The sequence below is a fragment of the Blastocatellia bacterium genome (assembly GCA_035573895.1).
Lineage (GTDB): Bacteria > Acidobacteriota > Blastocatellia > HR10 > HR10 > DATLZR01.
The window spans coordinates 70470-92179 of record DATLZR010000105.1; the positions used below are offsets into that span (position 1 = coordinate 70470).

Genomic DNA, 21710 nt, shown 5'->3' on the forward strand with positions numbered 1-21710 from the left:
CGAAGATCGTGCCTTTTACCGAACGCGCCTGTGACATCGTGCCAGGCTGATTGGTCGAACGGGATCTCCATCCTCAAATCATCACCGGTTGGGAGGTCCGCCGGCACGAACCCGGCAAAGAAGGAGTCCTCCGATCACGTAAAAAGCAATGACCGAGAGAATCGAGAGCCGTTGATTCCCACCGGTGTGACTGGAGAGCATTCCGAAGACGAGAGGTCCCATAATCGAAGCCGTCTTGCCGCACAGCGCATAGAGCCCGAAGAACTCGCCTTCTCTTCCTGGAGGGATGAGCGAGGCCATGAACGCTCGTGATGCGGCCTGAACCGCTCCCAGGCCTGATCCCGCCAGAACGGCGATGGCGAAAAAGTGCGTCTTCGTCTCTACGAAATAGGCCAGCGTCACAACTGCCGCCCATTGCACGAGCATGATCAGAACAACCCGTTTCGGACCGAGCACGTCCGTTGGCTTAGCCCAGAGCCAGGCTCCAATGAGGGCGCTCAGTTGGACCGTCGCAAAAAGACCGATCAGTTCCGCGAACTGAAAGCCGAGCGTCGTGGCGGCAAAAACGGCAGCCGTGTTGATCACCGTATTGACGCCGTCTTCATAGAAGAAATACGCCAGGAGAAATCGCCGAACCTGTGGAAGATAGCGGAGAGACCGAAGAGTCTCTCGCGTCATGCGCCAGCCCGCACCCGCAACCCCTAGGATGCTCTGGTAATTTGGCCGATCCGCCGGCAACCAGAGAAATGCCGGAAGAGCGAAGACGAGGAATCCCGTGCCCACCAGGAGAAACGCCGGTGCCAGATGACCACCCTGAATGAGCGGAAGTACCATGAGAAGGGCCATCATCGAACCGGCGTAGCCGACGGCAAATCCCCAGCCTGATACGCGGCCCCGGCGATCGGGCGGCGCGATCTCCGGCAAATACGCATTGTAAAAGATTTGTCCCCCCTCAGTCCCGATATAAGAAATCACCGAGAGGATAAATCCGAGAAAGACCATCCCCGCTTCAACGGTCGAAAGCAAACAGGTCGCCGTGACCGCAATAAGCGTGTAGGCGATCAGGAGTCGCTTCCGAATCCCGATAACATCGGCGATCGCACCCATGATAGGGGAAGTCACTGCGATCACCAGCATGGATGTAGAGATCACCCGCCCCCACCAGAGGTCTCCCTGTCCCGATTCGTTGCCGACGATTACCGTGGCGTAGTAGGCCGACCAGATCGTCGCTGGAATGACGGCGTAGTAGATCGAGTTGGCGAAATCGAACAGGCACCAGGCGGCGATGGTTTGCTTGTTCATTGAGCCTCCGGTGAGGTATCGCTTGACGCCTGACGTCCGACCCGCGCCTCCAGGGCATCAATCAGGGTGATGATTTGCTGACGTAATCGGGCCAGATAATCCTCCGCTCGTCGGGCCGTCCGCCCGCTGCGCCGATGAGCAAAAGTTGTCGGCATCGCTTCACCCTTATACCTTTCAAAAAACAATAGCGTGAAACGGGAAACACCATACGCGGTTCGGCCACGGAGACGCTCGGACAGGGGCATCAATGTCTGGTGTCGAAAGGACCCCGCCTGAAAGGCGTAGTGCTGAAGTGACTGAGCGATCGCCAACGTCAGTTCACGGACGGCCTTGTCACGCGCGTGTTGATACCGAATACATTGCGCCTGAGCATCAATCAGTGGGGTGATGGAGATCAGGACGGGCGACCGAGGAATGGCTCCCTGCTCGCCGTTCAACCCCACAGGAATGTTTAGCGTATCCATCCCTCGTTGACAGGGGAGGGAGAAGAGTCGGGCGGCTCCCGTTGACAATAAGGTCATTGCCGGATGAAGAAGCAAACGGCCCTCGGGAAATATGACGACTACGTTACCCGGGGCGGTCGCTTCAACGCATACTGCGAAGAATGTTTGGTAGTCTTCCGGAAGATTGGCGTTTGAACGTCGCATGACCGGACCCCGGAATCCTCCTGACATAAAGCCTAGAACCGGAACGGAAAAAAGCGACGCTTTAGCGACAAATTGCAGACGATAGAGCATGGGAAAAAGAGGAGGACCAGTAGGCCAAGTAACGAGTTGAGATGATTTGCTGCCAGAATCGCTGGACCCCGGGTCGGCAGGTGATGACTCCCCTGGGTCACGATTTCTCGGAAGGAACTCGGCACGAGGATGCGGCAAAAGTCGGTGAGCACGGTGTAATTGCTCCAGGTGAAAAAGAAAATGGCGCGCCCGACTGGATTCGAACCAGCGACCTTCGGCTCCGGAGGCCGACGCTCTCTCCAACTGAGCTACGGGCGCACCCGTCAACTCGCAGCAAGGATAGCACCACACGGGCGCCTCTGTCTAGAACTTCCCTTGGCTGACCTTCCCTGGGGGCTCTCTCGTGTCGCTGGTTCACACCGATTTTCACGCTCGGCGCTCAACGCAACACGTTCCTTCCCGACGAAGGACGCTCTCCATCTCTTCCCCGCCGGTGAGCCGTCAGGGTTTAGTCGCATCGAGCCGAATTTGATTCAACGCATAGGTTTCACGTGGAAGCTCCCGTGATCCCGCCGGGAATTTGTTCACGCTGAGCATATAGGCGAGAATCTCGATCTTTTGCTGCCGGCTCAATCGGTCGGGTTGGTCCGGCGGCATACTGATGCGGAGTCGTTCGAACAGGTCGCCCAGCGTCAAACCATTCCAGTTCGAGAGAAAATCTGCTCCCGCCAGGGGAGGCGCCGATTCTCCGCCGGTCAATGTCGCCAGATGACAGAGTGCACATTCCTGTTGATAGAGCGCCTCGCCGCGTTTGGCTTGCTCTTCAGTATAGACACCGTCCCATACAGAGCGAGATGGTTGCCCTTCTTGCCGAAGGCCAGATGATGCATGAGCGACGAACACGAAATGACGTTGTGCTCTCTTCCGCTCGTTCCTCAGGCAAGAGGACGGAACGGGTGCACTGGGAAGGAACTGCTGCCCGACAGGCTGGGGCTGCATGTCACAGCACCAGTTTGCAGCGAATGCGACCAGTGGCAGAATCAGGCCCGTCTGGAGGATGAGTCTCAACACTTTTCGGTCTCTTTGTCTCATCGTCTGGCAGTCGCTGTCGGTCGGGTCTCCGCATCCGGGAGCCGAAAGGCGATATATTCGCCTGAGTAGGAACCTCCGCTGATAGCAACAACGATGTACTGCTTGCCGTTGTGCATATACGTCATGGGAGAGCCACTTTGAGGGGCGGGCATATAGATAGCACCCACCTCCTTGCCCGTCAGCTTGTCATAGGCTCGCAGCATCGCGCCGCGCGGTCTCGTGGGCGTCGTGGTGAACTGTCCATCACCGGCAATAACCAGCGTCTTTGTCACCAATGGTCCAATGGTATAAACCGCCTGTCCTGTGCGTGGAATGTCGAGTCCTTTCAGTGCCGGATGATTCCGCACGACATCGGGTGTTTCGCCATGGGGGACCTGCCAAACGATCTCACCCGTGTCAAGATTGATGGCAGTGAGCGTGCCATAGGGCGGTTTAAGAAGCGGCAGACCTTGAACGCTCAGGCCCCCGCCTCCTCCCGCCGGACGCTGGGGGGGTGGCGGCGCATCCGCACCGGCGTACTCACCGGGTCCCGTCCTCACGCGGAAAGGTTCTCCCGCGATGCCCGCGACGTATCTGAGGTCGGAATAGCCCTCGGGCGGGGGAACAAGACCAATCGGCGTAATACACGCATTGCATGCAAACAGGTACACAATATGCGTTTCCGGATCGTAAGCTCCTCCGGGCCAGTTGGTTCCCCCGGCAGCCGTTGCCACAGTGAGCGTCGCCAGCGGCCCTTCCATCTTGCTCACGACCGGCGGCGTGTAAATGGGTCCCAGTTTGTATTTGGAGACAATCTTCAATGCTTCCGCTCGCAATTCCGGAGTGAAGTCAATCAAATCATCAACCGAAATCCCGTTGCGAGCATAAGCCGGTGGGCGCGTGGGGATCGGTTGCGTCGGAGAGTACCATTCGCCCGGAACATCGCCTTTTTCCACCGGCCGCTCGATGATCGGCCAGATCGGTTCGCCGGTCACACGATCGAAGACAAAAAGGAAAGCTTGCTTGGTCGGCAAAGCTACCACCTTACGAGGTTTCCCCTCAACCACAACATCCGCCAGAATTGGTGCTGCAGGCAGATCATGATCCCACAGCGGGTGATGCACGATCTGGAAATGCCATTTACGCTTTCCCGTTTTCAGGTCAACGCAGACGAGGCTTTCGGCAAAAAGGTTATTACCCGGTCGGTGTCCACCGTAAAAATCACTCGTCGGGGATTCCACCGGAAGGTAAGCCAGACCGAGTTCCTCATCCACCGTCATCTGGGTCCATACGCCCGTGTTGCCCGTGTACTTCCACGAGTCGTTGAGCCAGGTGTCGTTGCCAAATTCGCCCGGACGAGGGATGGTATGAAAGATCCATAGCCGCTTGCCCGTGCGTGCATCATAGGCGCGAACGCAGCCCTTGTTATTCCTGTAGGAGCGCGGCGTCATGCCTTCGCGGAACGCTGAGCCGATGAGGATGACATCACCCGCAACAACGGGAGCGGCTTGCCACCCGATCTCCCCGGTGGTCAGATCGGGTTGAATCTCATAATCCAGTTCCAGCTTGAGATCCACCACACCATCGGTTCCGAAGCTGCGGATCCGCTGACCGGTTTTGGCATCCAGGGCAATCAAGCGATAGCCGGGGGTGACGTAAAAGATTCGCTCTTCTTTTCCATCGCTCCAGTAGGCCAGACCTCGACCGGATAACTGACGGGGTGCTGCCGCACCACGTGCCCCTTCGCGTTCGCTATGAACCCACAGCAACTCGCCTGTTCCGGCATCGAGCGCAATCACAGCACGGCGGGTCCCAGCCGTCGCGTAAAGAACACCGTTGACCATGAGCGGCGTTCCTTCCAGTTTGTATTCAGGCCGCGTGCCCAGATTGTCTGTTTTGAACCGCCAGGCGATCTCCAGTTTGTTGAAGTTGCTCGCGTTAATCTGATCAAGCGGTGCGTAGCGCCAGCCTCGAAGATCTCCGGTGTAGGTTGGCCATTGACCGTTTCGGGTTCCCTCCGACACCGGATTCCTCACCGGAGTTTGCGTGGGCGGCGATCCTCCAGCCGGCAGTCGCATAAGTGCCACCACCATTATGGGACATAGGACCACGTACCACCGTGTTCTTTTCCTCATTGTTACCTCCACAATACTGCAGACTTTCGAACTAGCGCAGACTTTCCAGTCTGCAGGAGAAGTAGGGCAGTCCTTCTAGTGTGCGAAAGAAGAAATGCGAACCTTCCCATCTGCCATGTGGGCAATTTCTTCGCTGTTATCCCGGTTTCCATTGGTGACTCGGATGAAGCGGGATTTTTCGCATATTTCTTCAACCCTCGAGGGCCGACCTCAGCCCCATAGACATTCCCCCGGGTATCTGCAGCAACGCCTTCAGCCCCACTTGTGGCCAGGGCATCGGGATTGATCACTGGATCGGGAATGAAAGCCGTGACGGTGCCGTCGCGGGCGCTTCCGATCCGAATGCCGCGCTTCCATCCGGGATTGACACGAGCATTTGATTCGGAGTCGGCCACGTACAGGATGTCGTTTTTGTCAATGTACAATCCGCTTGGACGGCCGAACTGCTTCCACTCGGCGAGAAATCGCCCTTCCTGGTCAAAAATCTGAATGCGATTGTTTCCCCGATCGGCGACGAACAACCGTCCTCGTGAATCCATGGCCAGTCCATGAGGCGTCTTAAACTCGCCCGGTCCAGAGCCGAGCTTCCCCCAGGCTTTAAGGAACTTACCGTCTTTGGAGAACTTGACGATTCGAGAAATCGCATGAGGCGGTGCATTGGGATTTTGTCCGCTGTGTCCATCGGCAACGAATATGTCACCGTTGGGGGCGGTCACGACATCGCACGGCTCATTGAGAGCCTCCGGGGGATCGCCGGCCACTCCGGCGCGGCCGAGCGTCAGCAGGACCTTGCCTTCGGGGCTGAACTTGATCACTTGATGTCCTTTGCCTCTAGCCTGGGGAAATCTCTGGATCTCTTGAGCCGTCGCCGCGCGTGCATCGGTGACCCACACATTCCCCTCCCGATCAACATGAATGCCATGAGGGAAAATGAACATGCCGGCCCCGAAACTTCGGACCAGTCGGCCAGAGGGATCGAACTTCAGTACAACAGGCAGGTCGGAACCGGCGCATGAATTCGCCCCGCAACGTTCCGCCACCCAGACGGAGACCCCATCCGGATCAATGTCAACGGCGCTTGTTGCTCCCCAAACGCGACCTTCAGGCAGCCGCGCCCAATTCTCGACGACGCGATAAGGATTCGGGCGGTCGTTGATGGGTTCCACCGCGGGTTGAGTCACGGGGACCCCCGCGACGAGTAGACTCATCAGAAAAGGCGCGATTGTTCTTTGACAGGTGGCGCTCATGATTGTCGCTCTCCCTGGCATCAGCGACGCGTGAGCTAGTCCGCGTGCCTGCGAATTCTCCACCCAAGCAGCGTGGTGGAAAAAGTTCCTAGCGATCTCTCCTCAACCTCGTCTCATACCGGGTTCCCTATACCGGAGATTTGTCGGTCCCCTACAAACATCATCTCCGGATGGCCTGCCGGGATGGCAGGGGAGGGCAAAATGCCAGTGACCCCTTGAGACGATCAGGCTATGCATCTGCGGCGTCGCCACGGGCTCACGCCTCACCGATAATTTCGTACCACCTCACAGGAAGGGGGAGAATGCCACAAGAGCCCTGCTCAAGGCAAGGCCTCCTGTGGCTGGCACCAGCTTCAGGCATTGTTCAATGGCTACGTGGGCGAGCATGGCGCCCCTGAGTCATTAACGGGACGACACCGCTGATGCCGGGAGGTCTCGCCGTAGAAAATCTTTGATCGCTTTGGTCACGGCCTCGGGTTCTTCGATGGGCGAACTGTGCCCGGCACCGGGAATGACGACGAGTTGTGACCCCATAATTCGTTCGTGAATCTCTTGTGACTTCATCGGTGGCGTCGCAACATCTTGTTCTCCAGCCAGAATCAATGTGGGCACTCTGATCCTAGGCAACTGATCGGCGATGCCCTGACGAGATATGACCCCCTTGACGGCGCGGAAGATACCACGCCGGTTGTTCTTCAACAGGCGCTCTCGCCATAGTTCCTGCTCCGGGGTGCGCGCGGGATCGGTGAGGAATTTCTGACCGAAGAGAATCGGCATCACCGTGGGAGCAACGAGACCAAATCCGAACAACAGCGCAATGACGTTCAACATTCGGTAACGCCGAATATTCTCCCTCGGTTCGGGATCGGCCGAAGTGTTGAGCAAGATGAGTGACCGGATTAATTCCGGATATCGTATGGCCAGACGCATCCCGACGAACCCGCCCATTGAGAGCCCGATGAAGTGACAGGGGGCAGCATCGAGTTCGCGCACGAGTGCGGCTGCATCTTCGGTCAGTGTGTCCATGTCGTAGCCCGACGCTGTAACCTCGCTCCAACCCTGACCGCGAAAGTCGAACGTGATGCAGCGATACTCCTCCCGGAGAGCCTGTACCTGGGCTTCAAACATCCGTCCGCTTAGCAGTAGCCCATGTGCGAAGACGAGCGTCTCCGGGCCCGTGCCGTGCTCCTCGTAATAGAGAGTGGCTCCGTTGACTCGGCAGTGAGGCATAGATTCCAATGCTTCCTGGTAGTAATTCGACCTTACATCAGGTCACGACCTGCGGTGACCTTTATGCCTGCCTAACTCAATGAGCGCCGCCCGAAATCCGGCGACAAGCGCTTCAACAGGCCCACGCCCGTAGTAATGCAGGAAGATGATGCGCGGCATCTCTTCGAGCATGTGGTGGTGGAGCGCAACGATTTCCAGATTGTGCCGCCGCAGCGTCCGAATCACGGCATTCACTTCAGGCTCCAGCATGGCAATATCACCGGCAATGTGAGCACGCTCTGGCTCGCCTGCTAGCGTCGCCCATGAGTTCAATCCCATTGTCGTCGTGATCTCAGCTCCCATGGCCCGAACTGTAAGATCAGCCCTCCCCGCAGTGTATTTATATGTCGGTCCGTTGACGACTCCCCGGAAGCCAACGATTCGGTCAAGAGCGACCAGATCGAAGATTTCGTTTGCCAGGCGCTGCGGTGGGTAGGGGGTGGGTTGGTTGCCCGGAAAGAGCGGGGTCGCTTTGATCGCAGTCGCATACCTACGGGCCAGCTCACCAACCGATCCCATCCCGTGCAGATGCAGATAGAAGATACGCGGCTCTTCATAGAAGAAATGATTGTGAAGGGCGCTCACCTCAAGCCCTTGCTCCTGAGCTGACGAAATCAAGGGATTGACCTCTTCCTCGCGCAGCACGGTATCGCTCATCAAAATAGCCCGTCGCCCATCGAGGGTTTTCTTGATGGATACCCATCCAGCGAAACCAAAAGGAATGGGCAGGTCCTCCCCTTTGATGCGGACCACAAGATCATTTCGGGGAAGCGCAATGGTGTAGACCGCTTCCTCCTCAACATATCGCCCCTTTTTCCCCAAAGCTTCCTCAACGGAAGCTATCTCCGCAGGCGACAAGGGGGGCGTCCGACCTCTTCTTTGGGAAGGGCCAGTCATTGCCTCGACTCTTTGAGAGGACACGGCCCTCGATGCAGCTCCCGCCATGATTAGGCCAAGGAAGCGACGACGATTGATAGGACCGACAGCCATACCCTTTCTCCTCCTTTGAAGTCATGTAGATCCCCAAACACAGTTGTCTCTCTGCCTGTTGCTCCTGGATCCGCTCTTATTGGCCTTCGGCGACAGACAATTTTGTTGCATCAGTCGGAAAAACAAATCGCCACCAAGTCTCAAAGCCCCCTCACCGTATGATCCCTCGCCATGATGCTACCTGCGTGCGAAAGGGGGGAGACACCCGGACACCCTTACTCCGCGCGCACGGCCTACCGAAAAGGGCTTGACAGACAGACAGACGGACAGACAGTATAATGCCAGCGATAGATCACCAGCAAGGAGGGTCATTAAGATGAGTACCGCTTGGCGATCTAGCGCCCGAGGAAGTGTTCCGACAATCGGTGCCTTGCTGATCTTGGTGGCATTAATCCTCCCGCCGTTCACACGAGGGCCGCTTCCCGTGTTGGCTTGGTTCTCGACTTCCCCACCGCAAGGTGACTGCCGCTGGCCTTACTTCTACACGATCTATGCCGTGGATACACTGTGCTGTCCGACGGGCGGAACGTTTGCGGAGTTCTTGTGCGAGAATGTCTTTTGCAGTACGATTCCTTTTGGTTCCTACCGATGCTGGCAGAATCTGGCTCTTTGTGGAGTGCTCTATTGTCCGAATCAGGCGATCCAGCTCTGGAGGGAGGCAGGCTGGGCGATTCACTGTGAAGTAGGACCGATCATTACCAGCAAACCGGTGCCAAAGGAGCTTTGAAACAAAGTAGGAGGGGAATATGAAGAGGCAAGGGATCTGGAAACGCTTTGCTGCGTATCTCCTCGTTTGCTTCGGGTTCGGAGGGCAGGTGCTTCTGGCTCAGGAGCGAATCACCGTGCTGGAGCGGAAGATGCTGGATGAGGACTTCCGTCTCCACAACCTGGAGGTGGATCGCACTGGAGCCCTTTATTTCGGTTCCTTCGAGGAGATCGTGAAACTTCAGCCTGACGGTCGGCGCGTGTTCCGAATCGGCGCCGAGGATTACGGCTTAAGGAGGTTTGCCGACTTCCGCGTTGCGCCGGGTGGAGAGCTGATTGCAGCGGGTGTGGCGATGGATCCACAGCCCTCGGCTGTGATGACGCGCGTTCTTGTCCTGAGTCCCAAGGGGAAACTGCTTCGGTCCTTCGAGGTGTCGGGCGTAACCGGGGAGAAGGTCGAGCCAGGGGAGAACGGAGAGATATTCCTGCTCGGCTTCAAATCGGCTGATTCTCCGGCAAGTTCCGGCGTTCATGAGGCGATCTATCGGCTCAGCAGCAGCGGTCAGGTTCTTGCGCAGATTGGGGAGACAGAGCTCAGCGGGGCAGGGCGATCCCTCTCGCGGAATAATCGCCGGCTGGCGGTGACGGGTAGGGGGATCTTCCTGCTCGATCCAGCGAGTGCCGGCGTCCTTCTTCACCGGTTCTCGCACAGCGGGCAGAAACTCGGGGCGAAGAGTTTCATCATCACCTCGGTCAAAAGTCATGGTGAATCTGCGGTAACGCGAGGGGAGCCGGCGGCCGCCACACTCGACTATTTTTCCTCGTTCGATCCTGACCGGTTCGTTCTCTCTCAAGTGACAATGGGCGATCAGTGGCAGAGGCGGATGGTAGGACAGGGGGAGCAGCAAGCGGCGGCATATTACCGACCGTCCAGTTATACGATCTATGTGGTTTCCTGGGATGGAATGGTCCGCACGATTCCGGCGGAGAACATGGGGCTTCTCCGCGCCGTGGGGCGTGACGGCTTCCTCTATTTCGTGAAGAGCGTGAGGACGGCCGGGAAGACACGCACTGAGGTTGTGAAGGCGATTTTGAAGTAACCCCCTTGCCGCTTTGCTTGTCCGAGCGAACGAACGTGGGGTCCTGATGGCCAGTTGAAAAGGCCGTTCGCGCGTCGGAAGATTAATCTCCACGGGCAACGCGAGTGATCCACCCTCCATCTGCGGATCACTCGAATCGAAGGGATTGGCTTGTGTCGTGGCTCGTCCGAATGATGATCCCGCCGACGTACTCAAACGAGACGCATTACATTCCGGGAGGCAAGACGGCTGAAAGCTAAAACCGGCTGTATTCTCCCCCGAATGTCAGGAAAGGATCGGGGGCCCCTCTGAATAGTTTTGCCAGTTTGGGTTAGAAAAAGGCGCGAAAGATGCCTCCTGCCGTTCCATGTCATTACAAGCAGGTTGGAAAGCTCCTGTCTGATGGAAAGGGAACCCCTTGTTCCGGTGTGGTCTACTCCATTCGCCTTGTAGCGCAACCATAAGACGGCCCGCCTACGACAGCTTCCACGAAAGAGATTCTTATTGCTCCGCCTGGGAGGTGGTGATATACTCCTGTTCGTGTTGAGCGTGCAGACATGGCGAAGACCCTTCCGCCTGGTGGTCATCGCCGGGGTCTTCATGCTGCGTTTTACCCTGGGTGGCCCACTGGAGGGAGCGCCTTCCTCGGTCCGGCCAGCGGGGCTCTCTTCGAACGTTCAACCGACCCAGATCATTTTCTTTTCGGCGGTACCTGTTGAGGGGGACCAACTCGCCCTCATTCCAAAGGTAAATGATCTCACCGCCGGATCCCTCCGAGCGCCCTTTGGTCATGGGAGCGCCACGCACTCACTTGCTCCTCTGCCGGTGAGGTTCTCGTCCGCCGAGGCCGAGATTCAACCCCTGTACCGGCTGTTTCTCCCACACGTTTGGAGCGAGAGAAGCCCTCCCGTCGTTATCTCCTAGCCGTACCCCAACTGCCATTCATCCCATAACTGCGTAGATTACCAGCAGAGGTCTACGACTCCCTGCTGGTTTTGAAACGGGAGGGCGTACTATGGAACGCGCTCGACTTTTCGAGACGCTTGAGTCGGAATCTCTCGGAGTTCGACTCCTTCGAGCGCTTCGAGAGAGTTGGCGAGATTTTCGTGAAGACCCAAGAGGGTTTCTTCAGGCCCTCTTTGGTGCGGAATCCGAGCCTCTGTGGAAAAGGTTCGGATATGGTTTCCGCGATCACTGGCGGGAATTTCGAGCTGATCCGCGGAACTACCTCCGGTTCCTGCTGAGTAGCGAGGAGCCCGATCATAGACGGAAACGCGTCCTTCTCGTCAGTTGTCTTCTTTACGTGACGAGTGTCGTCGCGATTGTGTCCCTGGAGAGATTCGCGTCACGACCCATCCCGTCTCCGTTGGAACCTTCGACAATAGCCAAGTCCCCCATCACGTTTGTCGAGCCTTTGACGTCACCACGGCTTTATGCCCCTCGGCAGAAGGAACGCGCCGGAGGAGGTGGAGGAGGAGGGCGGAGAGAGCCGCGTCCTCCCTCTTTCGGACGGCTCCCGAAAGCCGAACTGAAACCGCCCATTGTTGCTCCAAGTCCACACCTGCCCGAGATCAAACAGCCTTCTCTTCCCGTCTTGCCCACGATCATGGCGCAACCGGAACTTCTCCCGAAACTCGATCTCAGTCTCCCGCTTGGAGATCCAACGAGCCGTTCATCTGTTCCCTCATCAGGGCCGGGATCGGGTGGCGGCATAGGGACCGGTCAAGGAGGTGGCGTCGGTCCCGGCCGAGGTGTCGGATATGGCCCGGGGGAAGGGTGGAATACAGGTGGAGGCGAGCCCCGAATCGGTGGCGGGGACATCGCCAGCCGTCCGATCATCACCTTCAAACCCAGGCCGGAGTGGACAGAGGAAGCTCGCCGAAATCGAATCCAGGGAGTCGTCGTCTTGAGCGCCACCTTCGCTGCTGATGGGAGGATCAAGAATGTCCGCATCGTTCGTGGCTTAGGCTATGGCCTCGACGAGAAGGCCATCGAGGCTGCCTTGAGGATCCGCTTCATTCCCGCGCGCGATGCCCGCGGAAATCCGGTGGATTGGCGAGGAACGATCCACGTCGAGTTCAATCTTCTGTGAGAGCCTAATGCCTGAGCCAGAACGTCACCAGCGGTTGAGTTCCTGGGGTGTCCTCTCGTTGCTCGTCGTGGGCGTTATCCTCTATGTCCTCGTCAGAAGCGGCGATTTCCTCCTCCTCTACGGTCTGGCGACGGGTGCCCTTTGTCTCTTTTTGCTCATCGTCGCCTTCGATATTGGCCTGGATGATCAAGAGGAGGAGCGATGAAGCATTCTCAAGAAGGGAGGGACGATGAATGACTTGCCGGTGTTGTCTCAACGGCCAAGGCTCCGACGTGAGGTCACGCTGTGGGGCTCGTTCACATGGGGATATGCAGACGTTGGAGCTGACGTCTATGTCGCCCTTGGTCTCGTCATGGCGGCAGCGCAAGGAGCTACGCCGCTAGCCTTCGCTATCGCCGGCATCGTCTATGTAATGGTCGGCTTGGCGTACACAGAGCTGGCAGCCGCATACCCGTCCGCCGGAGGTGGTCACTATTTTACCTTACGCGGACTGGGAGATTTCTGGGGCTTAGTTGCGGGCGCTGCCCTGGCGCTCGACTACACCATAGACGTTGCCCTCTTCGCCATGGCTTCAGCCGGATATATCAACTTCTTCTTCCCTCGCTTCCGCGAATTCGCAATCTCCCTTGGCCCCTTCTCTGATGTCAATCTCATTTGGTTAGCGGAGACGATCGGACTGATCGCGTTCCTGGCCGTGCTCAATATCAAGGGCATCCGCGAGTCCTCGCTCTTCAACGAAATCCTTGGAGCGCTGGACCTCATCATGGAGACCAGCATCATCGTTCTCGGTTTCACCTTCGCCTGGAGACCGGAACTCCTCGCCGATCAGTGGAGGGAAGCATTCCCCCCACCGCGTGATTTGCTCTATGGCGTCTCGATCGCTGTGATTTCGTACGTCGGTCTGGAATCAGTCTCTCAAGCTGCCCAGGAGACGATTCGTCCCGGCACGGTAATCCCCCGAACATCGCTCACACTGATAGGGGTAGTGCTCCTTTTCGCTCTTGCCTTCCCAACGGTTGCCCTCGGTGTTCTCCCCTGGTCGGAGCTGGCGGCGCGTGAAGGGGATCCGGTCGCGCTCCTGGCGAGCAAGCTTCCGCTTGTCGGGTTCCTCGCTGGCCCCATCGCGGCTGTTTTGGCGGCGACGATAGTTTTGATCTCGGCAAATACAGGGGTCATGGGAGCAAGCCGATTGGCTTTCAGTATGGCCGAGCTGGGACTGATTGGAGAGCGGTTAGCTCATGTGCATCCTCGATTTCAGACGCCCACGCGCACGATCCTTTTCTTTTCGGCAATCGCCATGGTCGAGGCTCTCTTTGCCTTCCTCAGCGGTCGCAAAGCCATGGAGACGATGGCGAACATGTACGCATTTGGAGCGATGCTGGCCTATTTCCTGAGCTGTTTGGCCCTTCTGGCTCTTCGGATCCGAGAACCCCATATTCCGCGACCCTACCGGGTTCCCTTCAATGTGCGCGTGAAAGGTGCGACGCTCCCCATCCCCGGGATCCTCGGCGTCCTGGGTACGGCAGGTATGGTGGCTCTCGTGCTCTGGACGCACGACATCGCTCGGATCGCAGGCCCCTTATGGATAGTCCTCTGGATCGCCTGCTACGTGATCTATCGTCGAGGTCAGAGGCGACCGATTTTCGGCAGCCTTCCCCGGGATTGGGAGGCCGAACATATGCGCCTTCTCGAGGAGGCTGAGGAGTGGGACCTCCTGGAATGGTTCAACGCCGAACGAAGCCGGAGGGTGAAGAGGAGAAGATGAGAATTCGAGCTGCGGCTCCACAGGGTCGGTCGAAACCTCATCTTGGTGTGCTCGAATTCCGAACAAGGAAGGCCTGTTGAGCCCACGTGACCTAAATGATCAACTTCTCAGTCACCCACCTGTCACCGGGCTCGGTGGGAGGGTTATGTTGTCGCATCAGTCTTTGCTCAAGCCATAGAGTGTTGTGACCGACTCCGGCGATCACCCATATACGATTTGGGCGCGGCCTCTATTTGGTGCTTGGTACCTACATGATGCGTCACCGAGCCCGAAGCGTGATCCGGACATTATCAATGTACCAGCCTTCGGCAGTATTCGAGAACCGATCAATTGTGTCGAAATAGAACTGGACCTGGATCGTTCGCCCGGCAAATTCCGAGATGTTGATCTCGCGGTGCTCAAAGGATGCTTCTGTAAAGGGCGGCACCGTTGGTGTGTTATTAGCCGCGATACCTTTTTGCTTCACCGTGCCGGTGGTTGTGTCCACGATCCTCACGAAGCCGCAATCGAAGGGGAGACCAAGAGCGGTGTTCCGCCTCAGGAAGTGGTCGAACTCAAGAACCAATGCACTTGTTCCCGAAAGCGACGGAAGGGCAATTGGCGGTGAGATCAGTGCGCCGAAGTTCGCTGCGCCGGTATCATAGGTGCCCGTGGCTTCTTGACCGTAATACCAAGAGGTTGATCCGCTGGCGCTGCGACGACTCGAGCGATGCCAGAGCGCCGTTTCCGGAAGGACAGTCCATCCACCCGTCGCTGACTCCATGTCGTCGGTAAAGAGAACTTGTTTCACCGGGGGCAGCGGATCGGAGGGCATGTCGAAAGCCTCAAAAATGAGCGTATCGTTGCCGTCAAACGATCTCGCCGAGAAACCCATACCGCGGGCTGCGAAAACTCTCCAGATTGTCTCGAGGTTCGCGCCTCGGTTATTCACCCGGTCCGCTAACAGAATCGCATCACGGGCTTCCAGCATGGAAGGAAAGGGGGGAGTCAACTTCAGCGCATCAGTGATGAGCTGTTCATAAGTCTGACGGCCAAGCGCTGTGCGAAGGTCCCAGAGAACCGTCGCCCAGATCTCCCCATCCCGATGAACCTCCGTCCAGAAGACTCGACCGATTCCGACCGAACCTCCACGGGCGCTGATGGTGCGCTGGCTGGAGTAACGGTTGGCAAAGTCACCGTAGGTGAGGGGGCTGCGATGGTAGGCGACCGTGCGCACGCCTGTGGCTCGATTCCCCGTTGAGTATTCGCCTGTGATCGGATCGTCGGTGAGACTGGCCGAATAGGCATCGCTCCAGCCCTCACCCATCGAGCCACCCTGGAGGGTGTTCAGAGATGCTACCAGGTGAGGTCCCCCCACAAGTCGAGTGGTGAGCCCATGTGCGTACTCGTGATAGATGACATCGGCATCAAAATCTGAATCAACACGTCGGATTGTCCAGAGGAAATAGCGCGTGCGCGGAGGAATCCCGTCTTCCGTAATGCTAAAATTGGCATTGTCAAATCCCGTCGCCTGCGCGTAACCGATCACCGGATCGCCACCGAGTCCTCCCCGACCGAAATTATCCATTTGAAAGTTTCCCGCCGCTTCGTCGAATCCCAGCCGATAGAAATAGTCGTGGGCGAAATTGAGATGGTAGAAAAGATTTGTTGCCGCGGGTTCGACTTCCACCATGGGGAACTGTTCAAAGAAGCTCTCGTCGGATCCCTTGAGCGATGGCGTTTCGCTGAAATCTACGTGCCGCACGGGGCTATTGCCAAGACCCGGGGAAAGACCCACCAAACCGTCGGTGGCCGTTACCCCGTTGAAGCTGATTTCGATGGTGCCGTCGGCCGTCAGGGTGAGTTGTACAGTGTTACTGTTGGTTGTGCTGAATTCAGGCACGGCATTCCAGGTGATGATAGCTTTTGGCGGATTCGAGCTGACAAGTTTGAGATGGAGACTGCCCATTTGGCCGAAATCGAGATCATCCCACAATGCCGCGATCCGGGGCAGGCCGAAGGCAAGACCTTCGACGGACTCCACCGAAGATGAACTGGGACCGAGGAAAGTAACATTTCCGTTCGCGTTGATGCTCAGGGCCGTATAGGTCCTTCCAAAGAATGGAAACGAGAAAGGAAGCGACAAGAAAGCCGATCCTTCATCCCGATTGCTCAGATTGGCCGTGATGTTCGTCCCCAGGTCAGTGTCGAAGCTAAATGGGACCTGGGCGAAATCATATCCATTTCCGTTTGGCGCAAAGCGCAAGGTTTTCCGGTCCAGGTCAAAAGTTTTCGCTCCCCGCAGTTCGTAGAGGTTCCGGAAGGGGAAGGCGAATTGCAGATCGTTGCTCAAAGGAGAGGGCAGAACAATCGCATTGTTCCCCACCAAGCGCACGTTCGGCGGAGGAGCGAGCCAGCCGGCGGGTGACGCTTGAGGGTCGCCCCGAAAGGCGACGAGCATCTGTGGACCGACATCGGGATTAATGGCGAAAATCAATCCCCGGGGTTCCTGCTCGAAGACATAGAGATTGAATCGGTAGAGGAGTTCGCCTGTGTGAGCATCAAGGATGAGATCATACCAGGCATCTCGCTCAGGAAGATGAAGTCGGATCCGCCAGCCGAGGCGGTCTCTGACGGGATCAGGAAAGATTGTCAGTTGAACCGTCACATCGTCGGCGAAGTCGCCCCGGTGAAACACGGTACGTCGTGCGGGCGTTAACTCGCGCGTCTTGATGAGAGGAACGAAGGGAACGTCGGGGAAGGACTCCATCACAGCACGGCGTACAGCGTCTTCAGGGGCAAGGCGGGGTTCAAGCTCAGCTTCCACGTCGGGATCGTAGTGTCCACTCACGGAGATGATCTGCCCGTCCGGCATAAGGTGCACCCGAAGATCGCTCTGAAAGACCTCGATTCCGTCCTTGACCTGTTGAAACGCCAGGTGCCGGACTCCGTTATGTTCGGTCAGGTAATTTCGCACAAGGCGAAGACGGTCAATCGCCTCGGTATCCAACCCAAAGAGGTCAGCGTTCTCCGAGAGGAACCGTCGTGCGATGCTGGCGGGTGGCTCACTACTTGGCCGGCTGAGAAATGTCGTCAGACTGAAGAGGTGTCGCACACCACCCATCCAGGGATCAAACCGAATCTCCACCGGCTGGCCAATTTGCCTCTGGAACCGCTCTGCGGCTGCACGTTGAGCCGCCGTTGGCCGGCCGCGCACCGATGCCGCCACACCAAGTCGAATGTCATAATTTTGTAGCGGAGCTGCCCACGCCTTTTTCCCCACCGCAGCGAATTGCCTTGCCGGGGGACGACCATGATTCGGCTGTGATCCAGACACAAGGGCGGTGAGTGTGAGCGCGATGACGATGACTTTGGGTTTACACCTCATTGGGTCTCCCTCCTTTGTGAATACTCGGCCTAGTCTTACATCAGGATGGGTTATACAGGCTCGATTTCCGGCAAACCGAACGGAGACGACTCCGGTTAGCCCGACGCAATATTCCGAGGCCTTTTCACCGGCCGTCCCCGGCGAAGCGGGCCGATCGGTTCAACTTTCTCAACAATAATTGCCTCACGAGGGATCGCGTGCTTCTTCAGTATGGCGTCCAATCGGGCGGGTGGATCTCCCGTCATTGTCCCGATGAGTACCCGGTTCCGCGCTTCATCCACGTCGGTCAGGACAACTCCCGGCGTGTCCAGCAGGATTGCAGTCAAGCGGTCGTGCCAGGCCTTCAAATCGAGAAATCGGTACTGTCCTCGAACGACGCGAATTCCCTCCACCGGAATGGTTTCGCGACCAAAGACGCTGACGATCGCGGCTTCCGCTTCGGCGCGTGCGTCGGGGTCGAGAAGATAGACAAAAAGATGTCCTTCCGCATCGCTGTACATCCCTCCAAAGGACGGAACGCGGCGAGCGACCTCCAACAGGAGATCATCGAAAGTTTTCTCTCGCCTGGAGGATTGAGGGGGATTTTTTTGACTCCACATGTCGAAGCACGCAAGTATGGCGGAAAGGGCTCGGGACCCGAGTGTAATGACTTCAACCCCCATCACCACGGCAAGCAGGTACGACATCAAGCGAGGGACTGTTGCAGGGCCGCTCGAACTCCCTGCCTTTGCAGCAGAGCGCACAGCGAGCATGACATCATCCTCGCCAGAGGGGGCGACCGATCAGCATAAGTGTTGATCACTCGCCCCTTGTAGGATGTAAATGATGAGCTAACGGGTATCTCAGCAGGAGCCCGACGCGCATGTCGTGAGCGAACCCAGTTCATCCGAGCGCTGGATATTAGAGATCGGGCTGTAGATAAACAACGTGCCGGACTGATTCCCACCCCAGAGAATACCCACCAGCGCGACATCGTTCCCGCTCTGGATGCGAAAGGCAGGCGATCCACTGTCGCCCGGTCCGACGATAACCGAAGATGCCTGCACGACATTCTGGCAGAGCTGAACGATATTGGTTCCCGAGACGCTCACATTGACGCAAGTATTTGTCTGGGACCCTTGTGTCCAACCGGTTGTGCGTCCGACCTTATTGATCGTTTGACCGGTGAGGCCAGAGGATTCGCTGATGATGCGAAAGCTGCCAACGATAGTCAGCGAGCCAATGCCCGATGTCTGTTCGATAAATCCGCGACTGAACTCCGTTGTTGCGAGTCGGGCAAAGGCGCTGTCACTGTATCGGCAGACACGACCTCGCAGCGTCCGGGGGCACTTCGTTCGCGTATAGACAGGATCAACCGTCTCGGTCCCGATGAAGGTGTCACCATTTTGGAGTGGCTGCCAGTAGGGGGTATTCTCTACACCTCCTTGAGTGCTCGTGCAGTGGGAATTGGTAACAAACCCGGCTATGCCCGCGCGAGTGGCGTTGAACCCGTAAGTGCAGAGGAAGCCCGGAAAGTTGATCTGCAACCCGCCCTGAAGGGGGCGCACACGATCCCTGAGCGTCGCCAGGAGAAAGATGGGCTCCATCTCTTCAACGATGACTGCTTCGGAAGGAATGCCCAGGCGAACCAACTCTTCTTCCACTCGTCGGGCTGCTTCGCTATTCTCCACGCCGATACGAAGTCGGTTGCTGGCTTCGTCTATATCGGTCAGGATTGTTCCCGGAAGGGAAAGCACGGGCCCGACAAGCCGGTCGGACCAGGTCTTCAGTTCCGCAAAGCTGAATTGAGCAGGGAGTACACGGAGAGGGATGTCACGAGCGATCCTTTGATCGCCGCGAAAAAGCTTGGGCAACAGGCGTGTCCGCGCCAGGGGAAGTTCTTCCTCTCCCCCTACGAGGTAGATCGTCAGTCGTCCCGTGTCGTCCATAAACAAACCGCCGAAGCCGGGAACATCTTCATTCAGGCGGGCCAGAGCGTCATCGAACGTCTCGCCGGGAGAGACCTCGATGTTCCACACAGGAGAAACCTTCAGACCGTGCTCGGCGTGAGATGTGCTTTGGCTGCGACCTCCCATAAAGAGGGGGAATGTGATCACAATCCCCATGACAATCATCTTGCGCATCATAGACCCTCCTTGCAGCAGTTTGGTCTCATTTGCCCTGGCGGAGGTGATCGAGGAATTCATACATGCCTTCCTCGTCTTTCTGCTCGTCCAAGCCCTTCTCTAACCAGAAGGGAAGGCAAAGGACGCCTCCTTTATACATATCTGCCGGGCCAGCGTCAAGGACAATCCAGCCCGGACTGGGGATTTTCCTTCCCGTGCGGGCGGCAGCCCGGGAACCGCTAGGGGAGGATCCGAGGGATCGCCGGCACCGGTCGGGGGGCACGCCTGACCCTTCGTGGACTGATGAAGCAAAGAGTTTTCCTCGGCCGGTTTGACAGGTGGAGGATCAATGAGTAGCATTCTCAATTTGTGAAACATTTGCCGCACATCAATCGTAAGGAGATCCGGCGGCAGAATCGCCACCACGCACGAGAAAAAATATGAAATCAGGTCGAAAGAAGGGACTGATTGCGCTGCTTGTGATCATCATCATCAGCGTCGTTGTCGGCGTCAGTCTTCGGCGGCAGGGCCAGGACCTGCCTCTGGTTCAGGTGGAGAAGATCACCCGGAGACCGGTGCTGGAGGCCAAGGTCACGGCCAACGGCGAGATTCGCCCCCGTAATTTCTTCAATCTCACGGCGGAAGTCCCCGGTCGCGTGATTGAGATTTACGTGAAGGAAGGAGACATCGTCAAAGCGGGGACCCCGTTACTCAAAATTGATCCCACGCAAATCTCCTCGGAAGTCGAGAGCAGCTCCGCTCAGATTCAAGCTGCTCAGGCCGATTATCAAAATGCTCTCGTCCAGATTGACGCTGCCCGCAACAACGTGCTCAACGTGCAGGCATCACTGGCGGCAGCCCGATACGACCTCGAGCGAGCGAAGTCGGATCTGGCCTTTGCCGAAGAGGAGTATAAGCGGCATGTGAAACTACTTGAAGAAGGAATTGCCTCGCGTTCCACCTTCGAGCGCGTACAGTCCAATTATCGAGCGGCGCAAGCCCTCGTTCAGGCGCAACAGCAAAGGGTTACACAACTGGAGGTTCAACTGCGTGACGCGCAAATTCGTGTCCGTCAGGCCGAAGCTCAGGCGCGAACGGCCGATGCCCGCATTCGTCAGCTCAGGGCAAACTACAGGAGCGCTCTCGACCGGCTGCAAAAGACCGAACAGAAAGCTCCCATTGATGGTGTTATTGCCAGCCTGCCGGTGCGTCCGGGACAGTTCGTTCTCGCCAGCTTTCAAACAACTCCCTTGCTTACTATCGCCGATATGTCGGAGATCAACGTCGAGGTTCAGGTAGATGAGACGGACATCACCGGAGTTAAGCCGGGTCAGAAAGCCAAGGTCAAGGTGGATGCCTTGAGCGACTATGAGCTTGAAGGTGTTGTCTCGGAAGTCGGGCGTGCCCCCATCCCACGACCGGGGCAGGAGCTGGCGGTGGCGTCGGGAACGGGCCAGGAGGCGAAGGATTTCAAGGTAGTGATCCGGCTGGTCAATCTCGCTCAGGACATTCGCGATCGGCTCCGACCCGGCATGTCTGCCACCGCCACGGTTACGACCGATGTACGGGAGAACGTGATCGCTGTTCCGCAGTCGGCGCTAGTGGAACGAGAGCCCGAGAACCCAGGATCGAAACAAAATCAAGCCGCCAATCCTTCGGGGAAGAAAACGGTGACGGGTGTCTTCATCGTTCGGGGCAATCAGGCTATCTTCACTCCGGTGGAAACGGGCATCGCTGGTGAGATGGACGTGGAAATCATCAGTGGCCTTGAGGAGGGCATGGAAGTCATCGTCGGCCCCTATCGCGAACTGCGCACGCTCAAGAATAACGCCCTCGTCAGGAAGGAATATGTCTCCGGTGGGAAATAAGCCGGAGCAGGTCGTCGCATCTTCGGAACGCGGGCGGA

The 21710-nt window shown here is 57.5% G+C and carries 15 protein-coding genes and 1 tRNA gene; 5 read left to right on the forward strand and 11 right to left on the reverse strand.

Annotated features, from left to right (window positions below):
- Nucleotides 1–81 precede the first annotated feature (81 nt).
- The 8 genes from VNM72_10240 to VNM72_10275 form a co-directional block, all read right to left on the reverse strand.
- Complete coding sequence (locus tag VNM72_10240) at nucleotides 82–1302, reverse strand: MFS transporter (protein ID HXF05779.1); 1221 nt, start codon at nucleotides 1300–1302, stop codon at nucleotides 82–84.
- Nucleotides 1299–2039, reverse strand: a complete 741-nt coding sequence (locus tag VNM72_10245) for a 1-acyl-sn-glycerol-3-phosphate acyltransferase (protein HXF05780.1) — start codon at nucleotides 2037–2039, stop codon at nucleotides 1299–1301. The genes VNM72_10240 and VNM72_10245 overlap by 4 nt, the downstream gene beginning before the upstream one ends.
- A gap of 181 nt (nucleotides 2040–2220) precedes the next feature.
- A tRNA-Arg gene (locus VNM72_10250) sits at nucleotides 2221–2297 on the reverse strand.
- Between the two features lie 183 nt (nucleotides 2298–2480).
- Nucleotides 2481–2882: a cytochrome c gene (locus tag VNM72_10255; protein HXF05781.1), complete on the reverse strand. Its 402-nt coding sequence runs from the start codon at nucleotides 2880–2882 to the stop codon at nucleotides 2481–2483.
- Between the two features lie 185 nt (nucleotides 2883–3067).
- The gene (locus tag VNM72_10260; GenBank protein HXF05782.1) at nucleotides 3068–5185 is read right to left on the reverse strand and encodes a pyrroloquinoline quinone-dependent dehydrogenase; all 2118 of its coding nucleotides are present in this window, start codon (nucleotides 5183–5185) and stop codon (nucleotides 3068–3070) included.
- Between the two features lie 2 nt (nucleotides 5186–5187).
- The gene (locus VNM72_10265) at nucleotides 5188–6393 is read right to left on the reverse strand and encodes a peptidyl-alpha-hydroxyglycine alpha-amidating lyase family protein (GenBank protein HXF05783.1); all 1206 of its coding nucleotides are present in this window, start codon (nucleotides 6391–6393) and stop codon (nucleotides 5188–5190) included.
- Nucleotides 6394–6834: 441 nt separating this feature from the next.
- Nucleotides 6835–7662: an alpha/beta fold hydrolase gene (locus VNM72_10270; GenBank protein HXF05784.1), complete on the reverse strand. Its 828-nt coding sequence runs from the start codon at nucleotides 7660–7662 to the stop codon at nucleotides 6835–6837.
- A 42-nt stretch (nucleotides 7663–7704) separates the two neighbouring features.
- Nucleotides 7705–8691 carry a DUF1259 domain-containing protein gene (locus tag VNM72_10275; GenBank protein HXF05785.1) on the reverse strand — a complete coding sequence of 329 codons (987 nt, stop codon included), beginning with the start codon at nucleotides 8689–8691 and terminating at the stop codon, nucleotides 7705–7707.
- Between the two features lie 746 nt (nucleotides 8692–9437).
- Between VNM72_10275 and VNM72_10280 the strand changes: the two genes are divergently transcribed.
- From VNM72_10280 to VNM72_10295, 4 genes are all read left to right on the forward strand, one after another.
- Nucleotides 9438–10496, forward strand: coding sequence for a hypothetical protein (locus tag VNM72_10280; protein HXF05786.1), 1059 nt, complete (start codon nucleotides 9438–9440; stop codon nucleotides 10494–10496).
- A gap of 994 nt (nucleotides 10497–11490) precedes the next feature.
- Complete coding sequence (locus VNM72_10285) at nucleotides 11491–12567, forward strand: energy transducer TonB (GenBank protein HXF05787.1); 1077 nt, start codon at nucleotides 11491–11493, stop codon at nucleotides 12565–12567.
- 7 nt (nucleotides 12568–12574) lie between these two features.
- Entirely contained in the window at nucleotides 12575–12772 is a 198-nt protein-coding gene (locus VNM72_10290; protein ID HXF05788.1) for a hypothetical protein, read from the forward strand.
- Between the two features lie 24 nt (nucleotides 12773–12796).
- Nucleotides 12797–14332, forward strand: a complete 1536-nt coding sequence (locus tag VNM72_10295; GenBank protein HXF05789.1) for an APC family permease — start codon at nucleotides 12797–12799, stop codon at nucleotides 14330–14332.
- A 259-nt stretch (nucleotides 14333–14591) separates the two neighbouring features.
- On the opposite strand, the gene VNM72_10300 is transcribed toward VNM72_10295, so the two are convergent.
- The 3 genes from VNM72_10300 to VNM72_10310 form a co-directional block, all read right to left on the reverse strand.
- A complete protein-coding gene (locus VNM72_10300; protein ID HXF05790.1) occupies nucleotides 14592–17699 on the reverse strand; it encodes a M36 family metallopeptidase in 3108 nt (1035 codons plus the stop codon).
- Between the two features lie 95 nt (nucleotides 17700–17794).
- On the reverse strand, nucleotides 17795–18298 hold the full coding sequence (locus VNM72_10305; protein HXF05791.1) for a hypothetical protein: 504 nt from the start codon (nucleotides 18296–18298) through the stop codon (nucleotides 17795–17797).
- Nucleotides 18299–18541: 243 nt separating this feature from the next.
- Nucleotides 18542–19825, reverse strand: coding sequence for a hypothetical protein (locus VNM72_10310; GenBank protein ID HXF05792.1), 1284 nt, complete (start codon nucleotides 19823–19825; stop codon nucleotides 18542–18544).
- A 419-nt stretch (nucleotides 19826–20244) separates the two neighbouring features.
- On the opposite strand from VNM72_10310, the gene VNM72_10315 reads away from it, so the two are divergent.
- Nucleotides 20245–21672 carry an efflux RND transporter periplasmic adaptor subunit gene (locus VNM72_10315; GenBank protein ID HXF05793.1) on the forward strand — a complete coding sequence of 476 codons (1428 nt, stop codon included), beginning with the start codon at nucleotides 20245–20247 and terminating at the stop codon, nucleotides 21670–21672.
- Nucleotides 21673–21710: the final 38 nt, after the last annotated feature.